The 25077-nt window shown below is 68.7% G+C and carries 15 protein-coding genes; 4 read left to right on the forward strand and 11 right to left on the reverse strand.

Features of this window, described 5'->3' with window-relative positions; all coding sequences use genetic code 11:
* Window positions 1–53: 53 nt before the first annotated feature.
* A complete protein-coding gene (locus NR792_RS18400; protein ID WP_375761315.1) occupies window positions 54–1244 on the forward strand; it encodes a M23 family metallopeptidase in 1191 nt (396 codons plus the stop codon).
* 83 nt (window positions 1245–1327) lie between these two features.
* On the opposite strand, the gene NR792_RS18405 is transcribed toward NR792_RS18400, so the two are convergent.
* Window positions 1328–1915, reverse strand: a complete 588-nt coding sequence (locus NR792_RS18405; RefSeq protein ID WP_375761316.1) for a DUF2378 family protein — start codon at window positions 1913–1915, stop codon at window positions 1328–1330.
* 283 nt (window positions 1916–2198) lie between these two features.
* Between NR792_RS18405 and NR792_RS18410 the strand changes: the two genes are divergently transcribed.
* Window positions 2199–4706 (forward strand): glycogen/starch/alpha-glucan phosphorylase, encoded by a 2508-nt coding sequence (locus NR792_RS18410; RefSeq protein ID WP_375761317.1) that lies wholly within the window; start codon window positions 2199–2201, stop codon window positions 4704–4706.
* A 56-nt stretch (window positions 4707–4762) separates the two neighbouring features.
* Here the strand turns inward: NR792_RS18410 and NR792_RS18415 are convergent, their stop codons facing one another.
* The 4 genes from NR792_RS18415 to dnaE all read right to left on the reverse strand — a co-directional run bounded on the left by NR792_RS18415 (window position 4763) and on the right by dnaE (window position 14878).
* Entirely contained in the window at window positions 4763–6715 is a 1953-nt protein-coding gene (locus tag NR792_RS18415; RefSeq protein WP_375761318.1) for a M3 family metallopeptidase, read from the reverse strand.
* A gap of 235 nt (window positions 6716–6950) precedes the next feature.
* A complete protein-coding gene (locus NR792_RS18420) occupies window positions 6951–10382 on the reverse strand; it encodes a lamin tail domain-containing protein (RefSeq protein ID WP_375761319.1) in 3432 nt (1143 codons plus the stop codon).
* Between the two features lie 126 nt (window positions 10383–10508).
* Window positions 10509–11312, reverse strand: a complete 804-nt coding sequence (locus tag NR792_RS18425; RefSeq protein WP_120524683.1) for an SDR family oxidoreductase — start codon at window positions 11310–11312, stop codon at window positions 10509–10511.
* 20 nt (window positions 11313–11332) lie between these two features.
* On the reverse strand, window positions 11333–14878 hold the full coding sequence (gene dnaE / locus NR792_RS18430; protein ID WP_375761320.1) for a DNA polymerase III subunit alpha: 3546 nt from the start codon (window positions 14876–14878) through the stop codon (window positions 11333–11335).
* A gap of 235 nt (window positions 14879–15113) precedes the next feature.
* Between dnaE and NR792_RS18435 the strand changes: the two genes are divergently transcribed.
* Window positions 15114–17216 carry a sulfatase gene (locus tag NR792_RS18435; protein ID WP_375761321.1) on the forward strand — a complete coding sequence of 701 codons (2103 nt, stop codon included), beginning with the start codon at window positions 15114–15116 and terminating at the stop codon, window positions 17214–17216.
* Window positions 17217–17223: 7 nt separating this feature from the next.
* On the opposite strand, the gene NR792_RS18440 is transcribed toward NR792_RS18435, so the two are convergent.
* The 6 genes from NR792_RS18440 to NR792_RS18465 form a co-directional block, all read right to left on the reverse strand.
* A complete protein-coding gene (locus NR792_RS18440) occupies window positions 17224–17478 on the reverse strand; it encodes a type II CAAX prenyl endopeptidase Rce1 family protein (protein WP_375761322.1) in 255 nt (84 codons plus the stop codon).
* 132 nt (window positions 17479–17610) lie between these two features.
* A complete protein-coding gene (locus tag NR792_RS18445) occupies window positions 17611–18903 on the reverse strand; it encodes a serine/threonine protein kinase (protein ID WP_375761323.1) in 1293 nt (430 codons plus the stop codon).
* Window positions 18904–19078: 175 nt separating this feature from the next.
* Window positions 19079–20914 carry a serine/threonine protein kinase gene (locus NR792_RS18450; RefSeq protein ID WP_375761324.1) on the reverse strand — a complete coding sequence of 612 codons (1836 nt, stop codon included), beginning with the start codon at window positions 20912–20914 and terminating at the stop codon, window positions 19079–19081.
* Window positions 20915–20925: 11 nt separating this feature from the next.
* On the reverse strand, window positions 20926–21813 hold the full coding sequence (locus tag NR792_RS18455; RefSeq protein ID WP_375761325.1) for a DUF2381 family protein: 888 nt from the start codon (window positions 21811–21813) through the stop codon (window positions 20926–20928).
* A gap of 506 nt (window positions 21814–22319) precedes the next feature.
* Window positions 22320–23243 (reverse strand): lysostaphin resistance A-like protein, encoded by a 924-nt coding sequence (locus NR792_RS18460; protein ID WP_375761326.1) that lies wholly within the window; start codon window positions 23241–23243, stop codon window positions 22320–22322.
* 16 nt (window positions 23244–23259) lie between these two features.
* Window positions 23260–23730 carry an NUDIX hydrolase gene (locus tag NR792_RS18465; protein WP_375761327.1) on the reverse strand — a complete coding sequence of 157 codons (471 nt, stop codon included), beginning with the start codon at window positions 23728–23730 and terminating at the stop codon, window positions 23260–23262.
* A 165-nt stretch (window positions 23731–23895) separates the two neighbouring features.
* On the opposite strand from NR792_RS18465, the gene NR792_RS18470 reads away from it, so the two are divergent.
* Window positions 23896–25077, forward strand: coding sequence for a serine hydrolase domain-containing protein (locus NR792_RS18470; RefSeq protein WP_375761328.1), 1182 nt, complete (start codon window positions 23896–23898; stop codon window positions 25075–25077).

Genomic DNA, 25077 nt, shown 5'->3' on the forward strand with positions numbered 1-25077 from the left:
GCCAGGATTTGGGCGGAGGACCAACAGTCCTCTACACTCCTGTATCGCCCCCCATGAAGACCGCTTCCCTGCTCTGCCTTGCCGCCCTCGGGGTGGCTTCGACGTCCGAAGCCGCCACCCAGTTCGAAATCAAGAACCGCCGCATCGAGCCGCGCCAGACGCTGGCGGGCGCGCTGCATGACGCGCAGCTGCCCGACGAGCAGGTGACGGCGGTCATCTCCGCGCTGGAAGGCGTGTTCGACTTCCGCAAGTCGCGCGTGGGGGACCAGTTCCGGCTGGTGATGAAGAACGGCGAGCTGGACTTCTTCGACTACCGCCAGAGCACCGTGGACGAGTGGCAGGTGCGCCGCGACGGGGAGAAGTACGTCGGCAGCAAGCGCTCCATCGAGGTGGAGAAGCAGGTGTCGCTGGTGTCGCTGGAGATCAGCTCGTCCCTGTACGAGGCGACGCTGGCGGCCGGCGAGGACCCGTCCATCGGCCTGGTGCTGTCGGACGTGTTCGCGTGGGACATCGACTTCTACCGCGACGTGCGCAAGGGCGATAAGGCCAAGGCGCTGGTGGAGAAGTTCGTCTCCAAGGGCCGCGTGCTGCGCTACGGCGAGGTGCTGGCGGCCACGTACGAGGGCGGCCTGGTGGGCAACAAGCGCGTGTTCCGCTACGTGCTGCCCAACGGCGAGGCCAACTTCTTCCAGGAGGACGGCGCGAGCGCGAAGAAGACCTTCCTCAAGAGCCCGCTGAAGTACGCGCACGTCACCAGCAGCTTCGGGTCGCGCTACCACCCGGTGCTCCAGTACGTGAAGAACCACAACGGCGTGGACTACGGCACGCCCATTGGCACCCCGGTGTGGGCCGTGGCGGACGGCACCGTCGTGTCCGCGAGCTATGCGGGCGCCGCGGGCAACATGGTCGTCCTGCGCCACGCCAACGGCATGGAGACGCAGTACATGCACCTGTCGCGCTTCGGCGACGGCGTGCGCACCGGCCAGCGCGTGCGGCAGAAGCAGGTGATTGCCTACTCCGGCAACACCGGCCGCTCCACGGGCCCGCACCTGCACTTCGGCCTGAAGCGCAACGGCACCTACGCCAACCCGCTCACCCAGAAGTTCCCCCGCGCGGATCCGCTGCCCAAGGAGCTGACGGCGGACTTCCTCGCCAAGGCGCATGACATGGCCCAGCAGCTGGACGCCGTGTCCGTGGCCGCCGTCGCCGGCCAGGCGGGCCCGCCGCCCACCGCCACGAAGTAGCCGGCCTCCCTCCCGCGCTTCAAAGCCCACGGGCCCCCTCCCCTTCACGGCGGAGCGGGGCCCGTCGCTTTTCGCCAGGGCCGTCAGGCCCACTCGATGAGGAACTCGGAGTCGCCCAGGCACCGCTCGGTGCCCCGCACGCTGCCGTCGCGGTGGAGCGCGGTGAGGACGCCGCCGAGGATGCCCTCGTGGACCTCCACGGGCAGCAGGTCGCCCTTGAAGGTCAGCCGCACGCGCTTGTCAGCCAGGGCCTGGTACTCGCGCTGCCCGTAGCTCACCGCGGTGGCGTAGGACGTGGGCGCGTTGCTGTACATGCGCTTGGGGTCGCCCGCGCCGGCGGTGAGGCGCAGCAGCGTCTGCCCCACCGTGGACTCGAAGAAGGTCCCGACGATGGCCTCCCCGCACGCCCGCAGGGCGGCTTCGCGCGTGCCGTACTCGGGCTGGAGCGCTTCCGACGCGAAGGCCATCAGGCGCAGGAAGTCCACCGCCGGGTAGGAGAAGAAGTCCACGGGGCTGCGCTGCATGAGCGGCGCGCGCAGGCGCTCCGCGGCGTCGCGCCCCAGCCGCTGGTGCGTCAGCCGCAGCACCGCCGCGAAGCTCAGCCCCCGCACGGTGTCCCCCGGCCGGGTGAGGGCGATGCGCTGCTCCAGGTCATCCAGGGGGAGGGACATTCAAGAGCGTTTTACCCCAATTCCGCGTGCTTCCGGTTCTTCTCACGACGGCTCCCGCGCACGTCTGTCCTGTCATTCCCTGGGGCCGCGCCGCGTCACGGCGGGTCCCGGGGCACCTTCCCTCCCTGGCGGAGGAAGCGGCCGACCCTGTGGAGCGGCGTGGGTTTCCCCTGCCCTGGGCTGGCGCGACACGGTAGCCTTCCGCCATGGGCGTCCCGCGTCAAAGCGCGGGCACTCCCGGCTGTACTTCAACCCCTTCGCGACCCTCCGAGACGACCGACTTATGGCTCCTCCCGCCTCCGCGCGCCCCGCCCCGCCCCCGCCCTCCGCCTCGGGAGCTCCCGAAGACAGCGGACGCACCGGGCTCGACGCGGCCAGCGTCCGTCGCGGCTTCTTCGAACACGTGCGGTATTCGCGCGGCAAGAACCCGGAGACGGCCACTCCGCATGACCGCTTCATGGCCCTGTCCCTGGCCGTCCGCGACCGCCTCACGGACCGCTGGGTGAAGACGGCGCGCACCTACTACGAGCAGGACGTCAAGCGCGCCTATTACCTCTCCGCGGAGTACCTGCTGGGTCGGGCGCTGGGCAACAACCTGCTCAACCTCAACATGTACGAGGCCGCGGCCGCCGCCATGCAGGAAGTCGGCGTGGACCTGTCGCAGCTCCTGGAGATGGAGCCGGACGCGGGCCTGGGCAACGGCGGCCTGGGCCGGCTGGCGGCGTGCTTCCTGGACTCGCTGGCCACCCTGGGCTACCCGGGCATGGGCTACGGCATCCGCTACGAGTTCGGCATCTTCTCCCAGGACCTGGTGGAGGGACACCAGGTGGAGCGCGCGGACGAGTGGCTGAAGTTCGGCAACCCGTGGGAGATCGTCCGGCCGGAGAAGGCGGTGCCGGTGCGCTTCTTCGGGCGCGTGGAGCACCACCAGGGTCCGGATGGCCGGCCGGTGGCGCGCTGGGTGGGCGGCAAGACCGTCATCGGCGTGCCGTACGACACGCCCATCGCGGGCTACGGCAACAACACCGTCAACACGCTGCGGCTGTGGCAGGCGCGCGCGAGCGCCGAGTTCGACCTGCTGCTGTTCAACGCCGGTGACTACGAGCGGTCGGTGGTGGAGAAGAACGACTCGGAGGTCATCTCCAAGGTCCTCTACCCCAACGACGCGTTCCAGGCGGGCAAGGAGCTGCGCCTGAAGCAGCAGTACTTCTTCGTGGCGTGCTCCATCGCGGACATCGTCCGGCGCTACCTGAAGAACCACAGCGACTTCCGTGACTTCAGCCGCAAGTGCGCCATCCAGCTCAATGACACGCACCCGGCCATTGGCGTGGCGGAGCTGATGCGCGTGCTGGTGGACGAGAAGCGCCTGCTCTGGGACGAGGCCTGGTCCATCACCCAGGAGACGTTCGGCTACACCAACCACACGCTCCTGGCGGAGGCCATGGAGCGCTGGCCGGTGTCGCTGTTCGAGCGCCTCCTGCCCCGTCACCTGGAAATCATCTTCGAGATCAACCAGCGCTTCATGCGCCAGGTGCAGATCCGCTACCCGTTCGACGTGGAGAAGCAGCAGCGGATGAGCCTGGTGGAGGAGGGCCCGGAGAAGAAGATCCGCATGGCCCACCTGGCCGTCGTGGGCAGCCACAGCATCAACGGCGTGGCCGCGCTGCACACGGACCTCCTGCGCCGCGACGTGCTGCCGGACTTCGCGCAGATGTACCCGGAGCGCTTCAACAACAAGACCAACGGCGTGACGCCGCGCCGGTGGCTGGCGTGGTGCAACCCGCGCCTGTCCAAGCTCATCACCAGCCGCATTGGCGAGGGCTGGGCCACGGACCTGGACCAGCTCCAGAAGCTGGAGCCGCACGCGGAGGACCCGGAGTTCCGCAAGGCCTTCCGCGAGGTGAAGCGCGCCAACAAGGAGGAGCTGGCCCAGCACGTGAGGGACCTGCGCTGGGTGCAGCTCAACCCGGACGCCATCTTCGACGTGCAGATCAAGCGCCTGCACGAGTACAAGCGGCAGCTCCTGGACGCCGTCCACATCGTGGCGCTGTGGATGAAGGCGCGGCGCGACCCGGCGAGCGTCATCACGCCGCGCGCGTTCCTCTTCGGCGCGAAGGCGGCGCCGGGCTACCACCTGGCGAAGCTGACCATCCGGCTCATCAACGGCATCGCGGAGGTGGTCAACAGCGACGCGGGCGCCACGGGGTTGCAGGTGGTGTTCCTGCCCAACTACCGGGTGAGCCTGGCGGAGCGCATCATCCCCGCGGCGGACGTGTCCGAGCAGATCTCGACGGCGGGCTGGGAGGCCTCCGGCACGGGCAACATGAAGCTGATGCTCAACGGCGCGCTGACGCTGGGCACGCTGGACGGCGCCAACGTCGAGATCCGCGACGCGGTGGGCGACGAGAACTTCTTCCTCTTCGGCCTCACGGCGGATGAGGTCATCGCGCGCAAGAAGGCCGGCTACCGGCCGCGCGAGGTGTACGAGGCCAACACGGAGCTGCGCGAGGCGTTGGACCTCATCCGCTCCGGCTTCTTCTCCCCGGAGGACCGCAACCTCTTCCAGCCGCTGGTGGACAGCCTGCTCAACGAGGACCGCTACCTCGTGCTGGCGGACTTCGCGTCCTACGCGGCGAAGCAGGAGGACGTGGCGCGCGCCTACAGGGACCCCGAGTCCTGGACGAAGAAGTGCATCATCAACGTGGCCCGCGCGGGCATCTTCTCCTCCGACCGCACCATCAAGCAGTACGCGGAGGAGATTTGGAAGGTGCAGCAGACGACCGTGGAGTGACGCACCGGTGAGCACCGGCAGCCCCAGCCTCCTGGGGCTGCCGTGCCGTCAGCGTCCTACGCGGCCTTGTTGAGCCAGGCCTCGTAGGCGCGGAAGTCGTAGTCGCGGCCCAGGAACTGGTGCACCAGGCGGGCGGCGTCGTCGGAGCCGCCCGGCTCCAGCACGGCGCGGCGGTAGGCCTGCGCGGGCTCCGGGTTGAGCAGCCCCTTCGTCTGGAACACGGTGAAGAGGTCCTTCGCGATGACCAACGACCACATGTACGTGTAGTAGTTGGACGAGTACCCGTCCAGGTGCCCGAAGGTGAGGTGGAAGTACGTGCCCTCCAGGTACGGGAAGGGGATGTACTGGCCCTGCAGCTCGCGCACGAGCGCGGTGGCGTCCAGGTTCTTCGGGTCGCGCCGGTACAGCTCCAGGCTGAGCGCCGCGTAGAACATCTGCTGGCGCACGAAGAGCCCCTTGCCGAACTCGTCCGCGGCGAGCATGCGCTCCACCAGCTCCGCGGGCAGCGCTTCGCCCGTCTGGTAGTGCCTGGCGAAGGTCTGCAGGCACGTCACGTCGCGCGCCCACTCCTCCAGCATCTGCGACGGGGCCTCCACGAAGTCCCACTCCGTGCGCACGCCGGACAGGCCCGCCCACTGCGTGTGGCCGCCGAAGATGTGGTGCAGCAGGTGCCCGAACTCGTGGAAGAAGGTCTCCACGTCGCCGTGCTGCATGAGCGCGGGCTCTGTGCCCGGCTTGGGGAAGTTGCAGATGAGCGCGCCTTCCGGAAGCCGCCGCCCGGACTTGCCGCTGGTCAGCGTGAACTGGGCCGCGTGCTTGTACTTGTCCGCACGCGGGTGCATGTCCAGGAAGAAGCGGCCCTTGAGCGTGGCGCCCTCATAGACGTCGTAGGCCTCCACGTCCGGGTGCCACACCGGCACGTCCTTCACCGGCTTGTAGGTGACGCCGAAGAGGCGCGCGGTGAGGTCCAGGACGCCCTGCTTCACGCGCGTGTACTCGAAGTAGGGGCGCACCGTCTGCGAGTCGAAGGCGTACTGCTCCGCCTTCACGCGGTCATCCAGGTAGCCGGAGTCCCACGGGTTCACCTTGTCGGCGTTCGGGTCGTCCTTGCGCTTGCGCTCCAGGAGCACCGCGTAGTCGCGCTTCATGCGCTCTTCGGACGCGTCGGCGATCTTCCGGATGAAGGTGCCCGCGGCGTCCGCGGTGCGCACCATCTTGTCCTCGGTGGCGTAGGCGGCCCAGTGCGGGTAGCCCAGGAGCGTGGCCAGCTCGTGGCGCTTCTGCACCAGGTTCTGGAGCACGTTCACGTTGGCGGGGTAGCCGCGCTGGCGGTTGGCGCGCCAGAGCTCCTCGCGGGCCTTGCCGTCGCGCGCGTAGGTGAGGAAGGGCACCAGGTCCGGGTAGTCCGTGGAGATGCGCACCTGGCCGTCCTCGCCGGGGGCGTGCGCGCGCACGTAGTCCTCCGGCAGGCCGTCCAGCGCGGACGGGGGTAGGGCCACCTTGCGGGTGTCCTGGCTGATGTTGCGGCTGAACTCCTGGCCAATGCGGACGAGCTCCTCCTGGAGCGCCTTCACCTTCGCGCGGGTGGCGTCGTCGCGGTCCACGCCGGCGCGGCGGAAGTCGCGCAGCACCTTCTCCATCCACTTGCGCGTGGCGGCGTCCTGCTGGGACAGGTCCACGCGCGCCAGGACGTCGTAGACGCCCCGGTCCATGCGGATGTCGTTGGCCAGGTTCTCGATGGCCTGCTCGGCGTTCTCCGCGGCCTCGCGCAGGGCGGCCTCCGGGTGCGTGTGGCGCACGACGCTGGCGCGCGCGGCGGCGTCATCCAGCGCGGCGGAGGACTCGTCGAACAGCTCCAGGACCTCCTTGGGAGGCGTGGAGGCGGGCAGCGTCTTCAGGCGAGCGATGCCGTCACGGGCCTTGGCCAGGGCCTCCTCGCTCGCGCGGCGGAACTCCTCCGGCGGGCAGGTGACATGGCGGGCGGCGTCGGGGACCAGGGGCTCGGACACGGGATGGGCTCCTCTCAAGCCGTGGGTGTCAGGAAAGGGCTCAAAGCTAATGCGCTCCGTCCTCCCTGGCAGCATCCGTGTGGCGTGGCGCTCGCGGGTGCCGGGCAGTGGACGCCCTCCCCTGCCCCGTTCGTCGGGCGGCGGACGGGCGGGCGGTGCCCCAACGGCGGAAGGCCGCCCCGGCGTGCGTGCCGGAGGCGGCCTTCCTGGGGCGGCTCAGGGTGAAGCGGGGGCGTCAGTGGTACTCGAGCGCGCTCGTGGTGCCCTGGGGCTGCCGGGTGGCGCGGGGCACGAAGTCCACGCCGTTGTTGTCCGTGTCCTGCCCATTGCCCCGGGCGGCGTCCGTGCCCCCCGCGGCCATGGTGGTGGAGTCAGAGGAGGCCACGGCCTTGCGCTCCAGGCTTCCCCCCGCCTCGGGATGGGCAGGGGCCGCGGTGCCTTCAGGAGAATCCCCGGCGCCGAAGCCCAGCGTGTCCACGTCCACGTACGTCGTGCCCTCGGGCCCGGTCACGGGGCGCTGGACGCGGATGTGGCCGCCACCGGTCGTGGAGGCTGTTGCGTCGAAGGTGTACGAGAGGTCGGTCAGGCTCGTGCCATCACCGGTGAAGTTGGCTCCGCCCAGGAGGAAGTAACCGTGGGCGGGGATGACATATCCCTCCGGAATGGTGACCGCACTCGCTGGGTCCCAGGCCCCGGTCGCGGGCTTGTAGCTCACCTGCCAGCCGGACAGGTCCACGTCCTTGTTCGTCGGGTTGTAGAGCTCGATGAACTCGTCCGTCAGGCCCGAGCCCTTGCCCCCGCTGAACTCGCTGATGACCACGTGGTTCGTCAGCGGCTCCTTGGCCACCAGCACCGAGCCGTAGCGGCCCAAGGGCGGCACCGTCTTGCCGTCCCGGTCACAGTACTCCCACGGCGCTCCTGGGTCCGTGAACCGGTAGCGGAAGCCGTAGCTGTACGTGCCGGGCGTGGGGATCCGCAGCGGCGCCTTCATCTCGTCGCTCCAGGAGCCGGAGATGCTGTACTGCGCGTTGAAGTCCGCCGGTATCCACGTCCAGCCCGCGGGGTTGGTGGTGTCCGTGCCGTAGCCCACCTGCGCCTCGATGAAGGGGTAGAAGTCGTTGCCCTGCTCGTTGCGCGTCGTGACGTCGTGGCTCTCGAACCGGCTGAGGATGTCGTAGCTGTCGGTGGTGGAGATGAACTCCGGGTAGACGCCGTCAGGCGACGGGAACGTCTTCGGGTAGTAGACGATGCAGGAGAAGAGCGGCTTGTCCACGGTCTGGCCGCAGTCGTCGTTGGCCTGGCCCGGCGTGCCCCGGTCCCCGCCGGACAGGCTGCCGGTGGAGTCACACCAGTACCAGGACTGCGCGCTGCCCTTCGTCCCCACGATGCTGGACGCGAGGCTCATCGCGCGGCCCTCCGTCCGAGGGAACGCGCTCGTGTACGTCAGGCTGTCCACCGTCACCGCGCCCTGCTTGAGGGTGATGGAGCCGGTGTTGTCCAGGGAGAGGTCCGTGCCCCAGGCGTGGTTCGCCGCCACGCCACCGTTGCGCGTGAAGTTCGCGTCCTGCGCGAGCACCGTGCGGCCTCCCGCCGGCACCAGCAGCGCGTGGCCGTGGTTCACCGTGAGGGTCGATGCCGTGCCCGCGCCGTCCACCAGGTTCACCACCAGGCCGTTGGCGTCCAGCAGCTTCGACGTGGTGTTGGTCAGCTCCAGGTACTCCGTGGTGCCCGCGGACGGCGAGTGCATCACCTCCGACAGGACCAGCTCGCCCGCGCCCGGGTGCGGCGCCGTGGTGCACGCGCCCGCGTAGCAGACCGCGTCCGCGCCGGGGCAGGCCTGGAGGGTCGTCTCGCCGTCCTCGCAGGTCGGCGCGCCGTTCCGCACGACGCATACCGACGCGTACACCTCCAGCGACGTGCCGTCCTCCGCGCACTGCGACGCGGGCGGCGTGCACACATGACCGTCGCACAGGCTGGCAGTGGGGGCGCTCGCGGTGGCGAGCGCGCTGGCGTTGCCCGCGCCGTCGAACGCCTTCAGGGCGAAGTGGTACGTCGTGCTCGCCGTCAGCTCGGTGACGGTGAAGGACTCCGCCGTGCCCGCCGTCTTCGGCGCGCCCACGCCCGTCACGAGCGTGGCCGAGTCGAAGGTGGCGTCGGTGATGGCGGACGTGGCTTGGCGCAGCTCATAGCGCTTGGCCGTGCCCAGGACACCGTCGTCGCCCGGGGCCTGCCAGTCCAGCCGGATGCCATCGCTGGACACCGCCGTCGCGCTGAAGCCCGCCGCGGCGGCCGGCGCCTGCGTGTCGGAGACGACCACGTCCTCGCTGTTCACGTCCTGCAGCTGGAGCGGAGCCACGGAGGCAATCAGGTGCGTGGTGCCATGCCCCGCGATGCTCAAGTCCGGGAACGTCGCGATACCGTCGTCAGCCCACTGCTGAGGTCCTCCCGACAGCGTGAAGGCACCCGCCGGCACCGATACGTGCACCATGATGCCCGACACCCGCGACGTGTTGCCGAAGGGGTCCTTCAGCTCGACCTTCACGGTCCCCAGGGAAGCGCGCGTCGACACGGGTGAAGCCGGCTGCTGCGTGAAGACCATGTGCGTGGGCAACGCGGCGGCCACGTTCACGGGGAAGTCGAACGAGAAGGCCCCCGCGCTGTCCTTGAGGGTCAGGACCTGGCTCCCGGCCGTGCGGAAGGTGATGCCCTGGAACGTGAACCTGCCCGCGTCCGCGGCGGTGAACGTGTGGGAGGGCAGCGTGGCGGCCGCGTCCGTGGACGTCAGCGTCACCGTGCCCGTGTAGGTCGTCACCGTGTTGGAGTACCGGTCCGCGAGCGTGACCTCCTGGTCCTGCGCCACGCCCGCCGTGGCGTCATCCAGGAAGCGGTCCACTCCCAGCGCCGCCACCGGACCGGGCAGCACCTTGAAGAAGGTGCTCGCGGCCGGCTCGAAGCCCGGGGCGTTCGCGATGAAGTGGTAGTTGGCGCCCGCGCGCTCCAGCACCACGTCCGGGAAGGTCGCGACGCCGTTCACGGCCGCCACCGTCAGCAGGCCCTCCGGGAACACGATGCCGCCGGAGCCCAGCGACAGCGTCACCTCCGCCGTGCTGTCCGCCACCACCGCGCCGCTGCCATCCCGGACCTCCACCACCAGGCCTTCAATCGGCACGCCCGCCACGCCATCCGGCAGCGCCGAGCGGAACGCGAGCGTCTTCACCGTGCGGACGTCCACGAACTCCACCGTGGCCGCCTGGGTGAGCGGCACCCTCTTGCCGGTGTCGTCCATCACCGAAGCCTTCACCGTCTTCACGCCCGGCACCGTGGACTCCACCCGCGCCTGCGCCATGCCGTTGCTGTCGGTGATGGCCGCGGACTCCAGGACGGACGCGGCCTCCCCCTCCACCGTCACGGACACCGCGCGCCCGGACAGCCGCGAGCCGTCCGCCTTGCGCAGCGCCGTCACGGTGACGACCGCCACGTCGTCGCCGTTCGCGAGCACCCCCGTGGGCCGGTCCACCGTCACCGTGGAGGCCGCCGCGTCCACCACGCCTTCCACCTCGGGCGGAGGTTGCGGGGAGATTCCGGGTTCAGTGCAGCCCAGCGACAGGCCCAGACACAGCACGCTCAGCCCCAGACAACGGGCGAGCACAGCGATCCGTGGGGACATGGATGTCTCCGTCCAGCGAGCAGCCCCGCGCGGCAGCGTCCACCACACGCGGGGTTGCAGTGCCTTCTAGCAGACATCCTCCGGCCCCTACGAAACAGGGCCGGAAACTCGCACATCCCCCGCGAGTCAGCCGTTCATCGCCTGGAGCAGCGCGGCGCCGCCCAGGAGGGACTGGCCGCCGTCGCAGACCATGATGGCGCCGGTGATGAAGGACGCGGCGTCGGACGACAGGAAGAGCGCCAGCCGGGCGATGTCGTCCGGGGTGCCGAAGCGCTGGAGCGGCAGGGCCTCCGCGAGCTTCTGGCGCGAGCCCTCCGAGGGGGCCAGGCGGCTCATGCCCTCCGTGCCCTCAATCGGGCCCGGGGTGATGGCGTTGATGCGCACGCCCGCGCCGCCCCACTCGATGGCGAGCACGCGGGTGAGCATGTCCACGCCGGCCTTGGCGGCGCACACGTGGGCCTGCATGGCCATGGGCAGGTAGGCCTGGGGCGCGGAGATGTTGATGACGGAGGCGCCCGGCTTGCGCAGGTGCTCGAAGGCGGCGCGGGACACGTTGAAGGTGCCCAGCACGTCAATGTCCATCACCGCCTTGAAGCCGTTGGAGGACATGCCCAGCGCGGGCGCGGGGAAGTTGCCGGCGGCGCCGCACACCAGCACGTCGATCTCGCCGTACGCGTCCTTCACCTGCTGGAGGGCCTTCTCCACGGACGCGTAGTCGCGCACGTCGGCGGCCACGCCCATCGCGGTGCCGTGGGCCTGGAGGCCCTTCACCGCGCCCTCCAGCTTCTCCACGTTGCGGCCGTTGATGGCCACCTTCGCGCCCGCTTTCACGAACGCGGTCGCGATGCCGAGGTTGATGCCGCTGCTGCCGCCGGAGACGAACGCCGTCTTGCCCTTGAGCAGCCCGTCCTTGAACACGCTGTCCGCCATGGAGTCGCTTCCTTTCGCTGTCAGCCGAACTCCACGACCTTCTGCCCGAAGAGGCGGTCCACCGCGAGGAGCAAATCGTCGTTCACCTGCACCTTGAGGGTGGTGCCGGAGATGTGCGCCTCCGCCTCGCCGGGGAACAGCACGCTCACCGCCACCGGCGTCGCGCCCGCGTACTTCTTCGCCAGCTCGTTGAGCTTGGCCAGCCGCTCCTCGGTGACGATTTCCGCAGGCAGCCGCAGCTCCAGGCGCTTGGTGCGCTTCTCGCGCACGGCCTTGAGGCTCTGGATGTCCTCGACGATGAGCTCCGCGGTGGGCGTGTTCTCGTCGCGCTGGGAAATCTGCACGGTGCCGGTGACGAGGATGGGGTCGTCCGACTTGAGCAGGTGCTCCCAGTGCTCGTAGCCCGGCTTGGGGCCCTGCTTGGACCACTTGCCGTCCTTGCCCATCACGTTGCGCGTGCCGTCCTTGCCCGGGAAGCACACCAGCTCCGTGGAGCCGGACAGGTCTTCGATGGTGACCCACGCCATGCGCTTGCCCGTCTTGGTGGGGCGCTCGCGCAGCACGGTGATGATGCCCGCCACGGTGAGCTTCTCGTCGCGGCGCGCGCGCTGCACGGCGGTGATGGGCCGCGCGTAGCGCTTGAGCTCCTTCTCGTACTGGTACAGCGGGTGGCCGGACACGTAGAAGCCGATGGCCTCCTTCTCGAAGGCCAGGCGCTCCTTCTCCGGCCACTCCTCCACCTGCGCGTAGTCGTCCTTGAGGCCGGTGCCGGAGGACGCGGGGCCCGCGAGCATGCCGAACAGCGAGCTCTGGCCCGCCGCGCGGTCCTTCTGGCTGGAGGAGCCGCGGTTCATCGCGCGCTCAATCGTTTCGAACAGCTGCGCGCGGGGGCGCTTCTCGAAGTCGAAGGCGCCCGCCTTCACCAGCGCTTCCAGGACCTTGCGGTTGACGCGGCGGCCGTCCACGCGCTCGCAGAAGTCGAAGAGGCTCTTGAAGGGGCCCTCCTTGCGCGCCTCCAGGATGGACTCGATGGCGCCCTCGCCCACGCCCTTGATGGCGCCCAGACCGAAGCGGATCTTCCCCTCCACCGCGCCGAAGGCCATGTCGGACTGGTTCACGTCCGGCGGCAGCACCTGCGTGCCCGACTCGCGGGCCTCGCCGATGTGCTTCACCACCTTGTCGGTGTTGTCCTTCTCGCTGGTGAGAAGGGCGGCCATGAATTCGCACGGGTAGTGGGCCTTGAGCCACGCCGTGTGGATGGTGACCAGGCCGTACGCCGCGGAGTGGCTCTTGTTGAAGCCGTACTCGGCGAACTTCTCCATCAGGTCGAAGATTTCGCCCGCGACCTTCAGGTCCACGTTGTTGGCCTTGCAGCCCTCCAGGAAGCCGGCCCGCTCGGCCTGCATGACCTCGGCCTTCTTCTTGCCCATGGCGCGGCGCAGGAGGTCCGCGCGTCCCAGGGTGTAGCCTCCCAGCACCTGGGAGATCTGCATCACCTGTTCCTGGTAGACGATGACGCCGTAGGTGTCCTTGAGCACCGGCTCCAGCTTCGGGTGCGGGTAGGCCACCTTCTCCCGGCCGTGCTTGCGGTTGATGAAGACGTCCACCATGCCGGAGTCCAGCGGACCCGGGCGGTAGAGCGCGCCCGCGGCGATGACGTCTTCAAAGCAGGTGGGCTTGAGCTTCATCACCATTTCGGTGAAGCCGCTGGACTCCATCTGGAAGACGCCGGCGGTGTCGCCCTCCGCCATCAGCTGCCACATCTTCTCGTCGTGCAGCGGAATCTCGTGCCGCTTGATGTCCTTGCCGTGGTTGCGGTTCACCAGGTCCAGCGCGTGCTGGATGACCGTGAGCGTCTTCAGGCCGAGGAAGTCGAACTTCACGAGGCCCGCGGCCTCCACCTCGTCCTTGGCGAACTGGGTGATGAGGATCTTTTCGCCCGGCGGCTGGTAGACGGGCACGAACTCCCAGAGCGGCTTGTCCGCGATGACCACGCCCGCGGCGTGCATGCCGGGCTGGCGGTGCAGGCCCTCCAGCGCGAGGGCAATCTCCAGCACGTCCTTGGTGGTGACGGGGTTGCCCTCCACCTCACCGATGTTCTGGGGCTTTTCGATCATCTCCTTGAGGCGAGGCTCCATCTCGATGGCCTCCTTCAAGGTGATGTTGAGGACTTCCGGTACCAGCTTGGCGATGCGGTCGCCTTCGCTGAAGGGCAGGCCGAAGACGCGGCACACGTCGCGCAGCACGCTCTTGGCCTTGAGTGAGCCGAACGTGATGATCTGCCCCACGTTCATCTCGCCGTACTTGCGGCCCACGTACTTGATGACCTCGTCGCGCCGGTCCTGGCAGAAGTCGATATCGAAGTCCGGCATCGACACGCGCTCCGGGTTGAGGAAGCGCTCGAAGAGGAGGTTGTACGGGATGGGGTCCAGGTCGGTGATGCGCAGCGCGTAGGCCACCAGCGAACCGGCGCCGGAGCCACGGCCCGGGCCCACCGGGATGTTGTGGTCCTTGGCCCAGTTGATGAAGTCCTGGACGATGAGGAAGTAGCCGGAAAAGCCCATGCGCTGGATGACGCCCAGCTCCAGCGTGAGGCGCGCCTGGTACTGCTCGCGGTCGATGGGGTACTGGCCCTCCAGCTCCTTGAAGCGCTGGCGCAGGCCCTCGTAGGCCAGCTCCGACATGAAGGTGTCCGGCGTGTGGCCGTCCGGCACCTTGAACGTGGGGAGCATGGGCTTGCCCAGCTTCAGCTCCACGTTGCACATCTCCGCGATGCGCATGGAGTTGTGCACGGCCTCCGGCGAGTCCGCGAAGAAGCCGAGCATCTCCTCCGGGCTCGTGACGTAGAGCTTGTCGGTGGAGTGGCGCAGGCGCTTGTTGTCCGCCAGCGTCTTGCCGCTGGCGATGCACATGAGCAGCTCGTGCGCCTTGGCGTCCTCGCGCTTGATGTAGTGCGCGTCCGCGGTGGCGACGAGCGGGATGTCCAGGTCGCGCGACAGCTGCTTCAGGTTCTCGTTGGCCTTGTCCTGCTCGGCCATGCCGTTGGACTGGACCTCCAGGTAGAAGCTGTCGGGCTCGAAGATGCCCTTGTACTCGGCGGCCACGCGGCGGGCGTGGTCCATGTCGCCGCGGAAGCACGCGCTCGTCACTTCACCGCCCAGGCACGCGGTGAGGCCGACCAGGCCCTTGCTGTGCTCCGCGAGCACCTGCTTGTCGATGCGCGGGTGGTAGTAGAACCCGTTCATGTACGCGGTGGAGGACAGGTAGCGCAGGTTCGCGTAGCCCTCCGCGTTCTTGGCCAGGAGGATGAGGTGGTGGGCCACCTTCTCCGAGCGGTCCTCGCGCCCCTTGGGCCCCGCGACGTACGCCTCCAGGCCGAGGATGGGCTTGATGCCGGCGTCCTTCGCCTTCTTGTAGAAGTCGATGGTGCCGAACATGTTGCCGTGGTCCGTCACGGCCACGCTCGACATGCCCTTCTCCTTCACCGTCTTGATGAGGTCCTTCATCCGGATGGCCCCATCCAGCAGCGAATAGAGGGTGTGGAGGTGAAGGTGGGTAAAGGACATGGGCGTTCCGGCTCCCGGTGAAGAAAGAGGCGCCTGAACACTAGAGCCCGCAACCCCTGCTCGCCAGTCCAGTGACGGACCCGGAGGAAAGAAGCGGGACGCGCGCGTGCGGGGCCTGGAAAACCGGCCCGGGAGACACCGGGAGCGGAATTCCTACCCCCCGTCCGTCCGGGCGTGGGCACTCTGCCCGGACATGGGGTGACCGCCGTGGGATTCGTGACCACGCTGCCCCAGGATGCCCGCCTTCGCCCCCACACCGCCGACGCTCGCCCGCGCCCTCCTGCTTGGCTGCCGGGCGGGCCTGCTCGTCTTCCTGCTGCTCTACACGCTCTGTGCCCTGCTGAACATGCAACTGGGTTACCAGGGGAACGAGAGCGGCCTCGTCACGCAGTACGTCTGGGACACGTGGCGCGGCGTGGTGCTGTGGCAGGTGGCGCGGCTCATTGGCGCGTACTGCGCGGTGGGGCTGGTGCTGGGGGCGCTCTTGGGGGCCGGGCTGTGGGCGGCGGGGCGGAGCCGGCGCGCGGTGTTCTGGCTGAGCGGCCTGGGGTGCCTGGTGGTGGAGGCGTTCCTCCTGGCGGGGGACATGGCGCGCCATCCGCACCTGTACGCGGCGACGCTGTACGCGCGCACGGAGGTGACGGCGGCGGTGCTGCGGGGGTTGAGCGGCACGCAGCCCTCGGGTTGGGTCATGGCGGCGCTGGTGCTCCCGGTGTTGAGCGTGCTGGCGGTGGTGGGCCGGTGGCTGTCCGAGTCCCCCCGCTGGCGCGGCGCGATGGGCGGCGTGACGGCCGCGGCGGCGGTGGCGGGCTTCACGGGGCTGGGGCTGACGCGGACGGAGGGCGGAGCGGAGGACAGCGGGCCCGCGCGGCCGAACCTGCTCATCCTGGCGTCGGACGGGCTCAGGCCGGACCACCTGTCGGGCAACGGCTATTCGCGGGCCACGTCGCCGAACATCGACCGGCTGATGGGGGAAGGCACGCGCTTCAACGACACGGTGGTGCAGGTGCCGCGCACGGCGCCGTCGTGGACGACGCTGCTCACGTCGCAGTACGCGGGCGAGCACCCGGTGGTGCACACGCTGGTGGGACGCGAGGCGCGCGAGGCGAAGCTCACCACGCTGGCCACGGCGCTGGAGGCGCAGGGCTACCGCACGGCGGTGGTGGCGGACTACGCGGGGGACCACTTCTCGCGCTTCCCGTACGGCTTCCAGGTGGTGTCCGCGCCGGACTTCCGCTTCCCGGACCTGGTGCGGCAGCGGATGCTGATCACCCACGTGGCGCTGCTGCCGTGGACGGCGCTGGCGCCGGGGCTGTTCAAGGAGCGGGGCGAGTTCCCGGAGCTGACGGACCCGGCCCCGCTGCGCACGCGGGTGCGGCACGTGCTGGACGGAATGCCGGAGGACGCGCCGTTCGCGCTGGTGGTGTTCGCGTCGTCCACGCACTTCCCCTACGCCGCGCCGTGGCCGCAGGAGGGCCAGTACGTGGAGCACGGCTACCGGGGACCGTGGCGCTTCGGTGCGACTCCCCGGATGGAGGTGGAGCCGAACGCGCCCGCGACCACGCCGGACGACGTCGCGGCGCTCGCGGCGAACTACGACGCGGCGGTGCGCACGTTCGACGGGCTGGTGGGGAGCGTGCGCGCGGACCTGGAGCGGCGGGGGCGGTGGGACGACACGCTGGTGGTCCTGCTGTCGGACCACGGCGAGCACCTGGAGGACGAGGGGCTGGGCCAGGGGCACGGCGACCACCTGTGGGGCCGCGCGGGCTTGCGCATCCCGTTCGTGGTGCGGCTGCCCGGGCAGGTGGCGTCAGGGCGGGAGGTGACGCAGCGGGCGCGCTCGCTGGACGTGGCGCCCACGGTGCTGGACCTGCTGGGTGTGCCCGCGCCGGAGTCGTTCCGGGGGCGCTCGCTGGCGTCGCTGGCGAGGCCGGGCGCGGAGCCCAAGCCGCTGCCGGACGTGCCGGCGCTGATTGAAACGGACGTCTGGTTCAGCGACCGGGATGGGCAGGCCTACCAGAAGGTGCGCATGCCGTACCCGTGGCTGTATGAGATTGCGATGGTGGAGGGGGACACGGGGGAGATTGCCCTCAAGCCGGAGTGGGAGGGGCCGGTGCTCCGCGCTCGGCATCGAGGCCTGTACCTGGGGCGGTGGAAGCTGCTGGAGCTGCCGACGCCGGATGGGGTGCGGGTGCAGTTGTTCGACACGGTGTCGGATCCGTCCGAGCTGCGCGACGTGGCCGGAGAGAATCCCAACGTCGTGGCCACGCTGAGGGCGAAGCTGGCGGCGGAATTGCCGGATGCGACGGGCGAGGCTCGCGGTGCCGTAGGCCCCTGAGATGATTTCAGGGCCCGGAGAACACAGGCTCTGGCGACCGGGCATCCATCCGCCGCAGCGCCAGTACCACTCCGACGAACGTCAGTGAGCACACCACCAGCAGCGTGACGTGCACGGAGGTTGGCAGCTCCGCGGTGGACGGCGCGTAGCGAGACAGCAGGAACGACGTCAGGTTGTTGAGGATGTGGACGAAGATGGGCAGGCGCAGGCTGCCCGTGCGTTCCGCGAGCCAGCCCAGGAACAGTCTCATCACCGTGACCACAAGCCTCTGAATGGGGTCCCGTGCAGGATTCCAAGGAGGGTCGCGGACAGGGTCCTCGACGGCTGAATCCGGGACGCGCCGACCGTTGAGTTCCAGGACGGCGCCGCATGCCCAGAGGCGAGAATCTGGATTTCAGACTGTTGGCTGCCGTCTCCCGGCTTGGCGAGCTCCAGCGCCTGGTGCCGTCGTCACCTCGTCCGGATGGCGTGCTGTTGTGGAACTCTTCCGCGAGCCCCAACGAGGCGCGGGCTCGGTCGAGATTCCGTCCGGGTGTGATGTGTCGAGCATGCGCACTGCAATCCCGCCTTCATCATCCGGCACCTCAATGTCCCAGAGCTGGGTTTCCGCTTCCGCGAGGGCTTGCTGAACCTCTTTCACCGCGTCTTCCGCCGAGTAGGGCGGCAACTGCTCCAGCCGCGCGCGGAGGAGGCCCTCCAATTCCGATGCTGTGGCGAAGCGCTCCGAAGGCTCGGATCGTAGCAACGTGTGGAGGATGTCGCGCAGTGGCACGGACAGCCCTTCCGCCGCGCGCGCCACGTCCACGGAACGGTAGGACATGGCGCACCGGATGACGTCCTCCGCGAAGGGCGGCAGATTGAGCCCCAGGGAAGCCACGGACGCCGCGAGCACCTTCTCCCGTTCCTCCCGCGACAGCCGTGCCTCCACCCCTTCCGCGAGCAGATGGCCCGGGTCGTAGAGGTGCCGGCCCGTGGCGAACTCCAGCAACGTCAGCCCCAGGGAGAAGAGGTCACTTCGCGCATCCGCCGCGTCACCCATCAATGCCTCCGGCGCTGCATAGAGAACTTCGCCCTGGGGCCGGGGGAAGGACGTCGCCACGCGCCCCGTCAGCCGGGAGAGGGCCACGCCGAAGTCCGTCATCCGAACTTCACCGCGTGGCCCCAGGCGGATGCGGCCCGGGTTGACGTCGCGGTTGACGATGCCCAGTGGCGTGCCCGCTTCATCCGTGCGCGTATGCGCATGGTCCAGCGCCGCCGCGACCTCCGCGCCCACGTAGAGGACGAAGGACTCGGAGAAGTAGCGCCCGCGCGCCTGGGCCACCGACAGCAGCGTGTTGAGGGATAGCCCCTCCAGGTTCTCCACCACCACGCACAGCCCATGCGTCATCTCGACAAGCCCATGGACGCGGGCGATGCGCGGGTGCTGGAGGTAGCGCGCGAGCCGCACCTCTTCCTCCAGCCGCGTCCGCGTGTGCTGAAAGCCCTCGCACAGCTCTTCGCCTTGCGGCAAGGGGATGCACTTGAGCACCACACAGTCGCCCAGCCCTTGGGGCGTCCGGACGAAGGCGAGCAGGACGCGCTCTCCCAGCCGCCCCACTCCCAGCTCCCGGAAAAATTCGTAGGAGGTGTCCCCCTGCGTGAAGAGCACGACGCCGCTGGAGAGCGGTGGGTTGGACGGATGGGCCATGCGGATACCCCTTGCGCCCGCGCGAGAGGAATTCGCGCGAAGGAACTTGCAAGGTAGTACCCGCATCGCGCCCGTGGAACGACGCGGCGGGTTCAACGTCCCCCGGAATCCCTCTCACTCCGGGTGAGAAGAACAAGGGCTGAACTGTAAATGGGTGTTACGTCGGGAAGAAGCCTCAACGCCAACGTTCAACCGCGATGCCAGACAGGTTACTGCGAGTCACGATCTCGCCCGGCTTGGACTCCTCTGCCCAGGTGCCCCATCCGAGGTCCTCGTGGTTTCCCACCTCGATGCAGACCGGCACCCTCTGGCCATTCGGAAGCCGGGCCTCGGTGTAGCGTCCGAGCAGCCGGTCCTTGTTCCCCGTCCACAGGTAGCCGTACAGCAGCGTGCCTTTGGGAAGTTCGGGCCGGTCGTCGGTATACACCTCACCCGTCACGGGCCCCTCGCGGAAGATCCCATCATGACCCGCGCGCTTCTGACGCGCGTCCGCGTAGAAGGCGACATAGGCATTCTTCCGCAACCCCAACCCGCCGTCCGCCTTCTTGGTGAACATTGCCTTGCGTGCGGCCTCGGGGCAGTCCGCGGCCTCAGGCCGCACCTGGGCTCCCGGGCAGCCCATCTGGAGGGTAGCGGCGGCGGTCAGACCCGCGCACGTCTTGAGGAAGCCACCCCATTCCGCCGGGGGCCAGCCCGGGGAGACGGCCAGGGGCTTTGGCTTCCTGATAGCGGGAGCGGGCGGCGGAGACATGGGCGAGGGAGCGCGCTTCACGGGAGGACTTTCCTTCTGCTCGGGTGCGGACACGGGAGAGGCTACTTCAGGGGGCATCGTGGCGGGCGCTGGAGGGGGAGCAGGTTGCTTCGGCTCTGGATTCACCTGCCATGCGGAGGAGGGCGCTAACGGCGTCCGCTGTGCAGTGGGAAGAGATTCCGAGGGCGTCGTGAAGCGCCAGAGCACGAGGCCGCCCAGGAGCACGGCAAGCGCCACCATGAAGGCCCCTCGCGCGGTCATCAGTCCCTGCCGGGCGGCCGAGGCAGGCACCTCTTGTGATGGCATGAGGGGTGGCGCTTCGGGGGCGAGTTGGACGTGGGGCTTGGGAACGTGGAAGGGATCCCTCCAAGCGATTCCCACCTCGGGCAGCAATGCCGCCAGTTCGCGCCGCATCACCTCCGCCGTGGGGGCACGCTTCTCCGGATCCCGGGCAACGAAATGGAGGACGGCCGCGCCCAGGGCCGCTGGCACCCGAGGGTTGAGCGAATGCGGTGCGGGCAACTCCAACCTGCCCCCCAGAAACATGGTCGGAGACTCACTCCAGGGGCGCGCAATCGTCAGCAGGTCATAGAGGCAGATGCCCAGCGCGTAGACATCATCCGTGGCCTTGAAGGCGTAGCGCGCCTCGGACTCCTCGCCATGCTCGCGCAGGAACTTCGTGGCCTCGGGGGAGCGGTAGCGCCGGGTGCCGGGCGGCAGGGGGGAGTCGGTCAATTCGGGCGCTTGCGCGTAGCTGCCCACCCCGAAGTCCAGCAGGAAGGGCTCGCCGTCGGAGGCACGCACCAGGATGTTGCTCAACTTCAAGTCCCGGTGGAACACACCCCGCGCGTGCACGTGGGCCAGGGCGGAGGCGAGCTTGACGAAGAGGGCCACCACCTCGTGCGCCGTGGGGTGCGTCTTCTCCATCCACTCGCCCAGCGTGTAGCCCTCCACGTAGTCCTCGACGACGTAGAGCCAGCCCCGGGTCGCGTCGTTCCATCGGCCGTGGGCGTACGTGCGCACGATGTTGGGATGGCCGCTCACCTGGGCCAGGCAGACCATCTCCCGCATCAGGCGCGCGTCCGACTGCTCCGCGTCTCCACTGCTGGCGCGGTGCATGGCCATCTTCAGCGCGAAACGCTGGCCCTCTTTCTCTACGAGGTAGACAGCGCCGAAGGAGCCCGAACCCAGGGCCTTCACCACGCGCCAGCCATCCACCATCTGCCCGGGCTTCAAGCTGGCGGGAATGAAAAGCAGCATGGCCCGCGCTTCTAGAACACCAGGGAAGGGATGAGAAGGCGCCGCTCTCCCGCGCTATCGCGCAGTTCCACTCGGAGGGTGGCGTCTTCGGGCCAATCCTCACCACGGGCCTCCACCACGACCAGCGCCTTCCCGCCGGGAGCGATGTGAGGCTCTCGCATCGCCACCATCGCACGGGAGTGCCCACCGCGTGCCGAGGACAGTCGGGCCTCCGTGGGCGTCCAGGGCGCCGCCCCTTCATTCGTGACTTCAAGCGAGAGCGCAACCCACCCTGTACCTCGAAAGGCGGTGACACTCTCTACCGTCAGCCCGTCAGTGGGTTTCACCAGTGGGTCCGCGAGTTCTTTCACCTGGATGCCGTCGACATCCAGCATCCCAGCCAGGAGCATGCCCGAGGGTCCCGTGGCCGCGCTTCGCGCCCGAAGCGCTTCCAATTCGATGTTCTTTCCCGCGCATGCGGCGCGCACCTCGTCTAATTCGGCCTGCACCGCCTCGGCCGTGCGAGGCAGGCGCGACACCTGGACCTGCGCATCCACCTGTGTGGCGTTAGTGACGGGAGCGAAAACAGCGCGTGCTGGGGCCATGCCATCCGCGAAGGGTACGGTCAGCAGGACGCGCTCACCCGTTCCCACGTCGCCTGTGGGCTTGAGCATGATCAACCGGTCAGTGGCCAAGATCAGCTCGAAACGGTCTCTGGCGTCCCCCAGCTTCACTCCTGCACGATCCACGGGGGAGTCGAACTCCAATGCAGTGAGGGAGCCAGATGCGACGTGCAGCTCCACGGGCCTGCCGGTTGCGGACTGGGAGAGTGTCACCCGCCGCTGCACCAACTCACGCCCTCGTGAGGGCTCCTGAGCCGTGACGTTCGAGCCCAGCAGAAGAAGGGACAGCAGCAGCAACGGACGAGAAACCAGGAGCACCGGCAGGCAACCTCCGAGAAGACGGCGCCGACCGTAACAGGTGCCGTGGGGTCGCAGATCTCCGCGCTGCCTTCGCACGCGGTCGTTCCGGCAAGAATCCAGGGTTCGGAAACGGAGGACCCATTGGACCTTTTGCATCCAGCGACACCTCAGAACCCTGTGGGTTCATGAGCCACGAATGACTTGATACCTCAAGCCCGGCGCCCAAGCCCTGGACTGTCTGCCTGACCGACTCGCGATTGCATCTCCACCAGGTCGTGTACGCACCACGCGGATGGCATCTGCTCAAGCAAGGATCGTACTGCCGACACCGGATGGGGTACGGGGGCGGCTGTTCGACTCGGTGGCAGATCCGTTGGAACCGCGGGATGTGGCGGTAGACCATCCGAACGTCGTGGCCACGTTGAGGGCGAAGCTCGCGGCAGAGCTGCCGAATGCGTCGGGCAAGGCTCGCGGTGCCGTGGGTCCTTGAGGCGAGAGAGGCGTCAGGGCCCGGCGAGCACTGCGGGTTCCGGAGGCCGGGCATCCATCCGCCGCAGCGCCAGCACCACTCCGACGAACGCCAGCGAGCACACCACCAGCAGCGTGACGTGCACGGAGGTTGGCAGCTCCGCGGTGGACGGCGCGTAGCGAGACAGCAGGAACGACGTCAGGTTGTTGAGGATGTGGACGAAGATGGGCAGGCGCAGGCTGCCCGTGCGTTTCGCGAGCCAGCCCAGGAACAGGCCCATCATCAGGGCCATGGGGCTGTGGATGGGGTCCAGGTGCAGGAACCCGAAGAGTGTCGCGGCCCCTGCGATGCCTGCCCAGCTCCCCCAGCGCTCCACCAGCCGCGTCTGCACATAGCCCCGGAAGAAGAGCTCCTCCGCCGTGCCTGCCACCAACGTGCCGAAGAACAGCAACAGCGCGAAGGTCACGAACGAGCCCTGGCTCACGGCCTGCAATCCCTTCAGCGACGCCGTGTAATCCCAGACACCCGTGAGGACGGACAGGCTCTCCATCGCCTGTCCCATGGTGAAGCAGCCCACCAGCGCGGCGCCCCAGGCCCACGCCGGCAACGGTGTCCCCTTGCCCAGCCGCAGCCGCTCCTTCAGGGGCTTCGGGGACAGGAACCCGCCCAGGAGCGCGGCGGTCAGCCCCAGGAGGCTCGACGTGATGACGCCGGCCACCTGCAGCCAGGACATCGTCTTGAGCTGCTCCGTCAGGGCCAGGATGGCCTTGCTGTCCCGGGGATCCACCCCTGTCCGGGCGATTTCCACCCCTATCGCGATGCTGGCCACCACGACGCTCACCACGAGGATGCCTGTCAGCAGCAACAGGAACGCCACCAGCACCGTCCAGACGCGAGGGCGCGGTGACTCGGGGACCGGCGGGGTGACGGTGGAGGTTGGCTCGGAATGAGAATCCATGACGGACGATCTGAGTTCAGGCTTCCTCGTCCGGCAAGAGCGTGCGGAGAAGTTCGTCGTCAGGACCGAGCGGATGCCAGCCTGCGGGAGGAAGGTTGGCGAAAAGTGCATCGCCGGCCAGGTCAACGCGTTCCTGATGGGTATCCGGAGTGAAGGAGGACCAACCGGCGAGTACTCGCGCGACCTTGAACCGGTTCGCGTCATCCATCGTGGCCGGCCAGCCCCCAGGGAGATGCTCGCTCAGTTCGCGCACGAACTGTCCGCGGACCAAACGCGTGACCCGGTTTGCGCGCTCCGCTTCGGCGACCAGTCCACTGAACACCTGCACGCCAGCGACGTCATCCCGTCCAAGTTCCTCAGCCAGCGCCACCAGCGATGCGCTGGGACGCGCCTCCGCGAAGGCAGTCAGCGAATCGTAACCGAGTTCCCGGACGCGCTCATACAGGCGGGCCTTCCAGTCTCCCTGCCACGAACGTCCGTCAGTCATCGGCTACTCCCCTGGGTGAACCTCACCGGGATCTCATAGACCTGCATACGCGCCGCGACGATGTCCAGGACCTCATTGCGCGTCAACGCTCGTCCGAGCCTGCCCGCGACCGATAGTGTCCACGTCCTGCTTCGCGGATGGAGCCACGTCACCGAGGAGAGCCGATTGCGGAACGCTCTGCGTGCTTGGAGCCTGGGCCTGATGCTTGCCTGCGGCTGTGCCACGACGTCGGCGGTCCGCGAGGTGCCCTCCATTCCCGACATCGCCGCGCTGGATGCGGAAGCGGCTCGCGCGATGGCCGCGACTGGCACGAAGGGACTGGCCATCGCGGTCATTGACGACGGACGCGTGGTGGCGACCCGGGCCTATGGCGCTCGCGATGCGAAGGGCCAACCGCTGCGGACGGACACGGTGATGTATGGCGCGTCCATCACGAAGACGGTCTTCGCGTACCTCGTGATGCAGCTCGCGGATGAGCAGCGCATCGACCTCGACACGTCCATCTCGAAGTACCTGGATAAGCCCCTGCCGGAGTATCCGGACGAGGACCGTTACTCGACCTGGTCGCACCTGGCCGATGACGAGCGCTGGCGGGACATCACGCCTCGCGTCCTGCTCACCCACAGCGCGGGCTTCGCCAACTTCGGCTTCCTGGAGCCCGACGAGCGGCTGCGCATCCACTTCGCTCCTGGCAGCCGCTACGCGTACTCCGGCGACGGCATCATCCTGATGCAGTTCGTGCTCGAACGCGGGCTGGGGCTGGACGTGGGCGCGGAGCTGCAACGGCGCGTGTTCGACCGCTTCGGCATGCAAACCACCAGCATGATGTGGCGGCCGGACTTCGCACGGAACCTGGCCGACGGATGGAAGTCCGACGGGGGCGTGGAACCGCACGACGAACGCAGCAGGGTGCGCGCGGCCGGTTCCATGGACACCACCCTCGACGACCTGTCTCGCTTCGCCGCCGCGCTGGTGCGTGGCGAAGGGCTGTCACCTGACAGCTTCGCCCGGATGACCTCACCGCAGCTGCCCATCACCACCCGGAGCCAGTTCCCCACCCTCCAGGACGAACTGCCGCCGGAGTCACGGCGCAAGGACCTGGCGGCGGGCCTGGGCGTCGTGGTGTTCGACGGGCCGCAGGGACGCGGGTTCTTCAAGACCGGCCACAACGACAGCACCGCCAATGCCCTCGTGTGCCTGCCGCGCGGACGCCGCTGCGTGCTCATCCTGAGCAACGACGTTCGCGCCGAGCCCGCCTACCCTCACCTCGCGCGCTTCGTGCTGGGCGAGGCCGGCGTGCCCTGGGAGTGGGAGTACGGCGACATGGCGTTCTGGGACGGCCGCTGA

The sequence above is a fragment of the Corallococcus exercitus genome (genome assembly GCF_042231735.1).
GTDB lineage: Bacteria > Myxococcota > Myxococcia > Myxococcales > Myxococcaceae > Corallococcus > Corallococcus exercitus_B.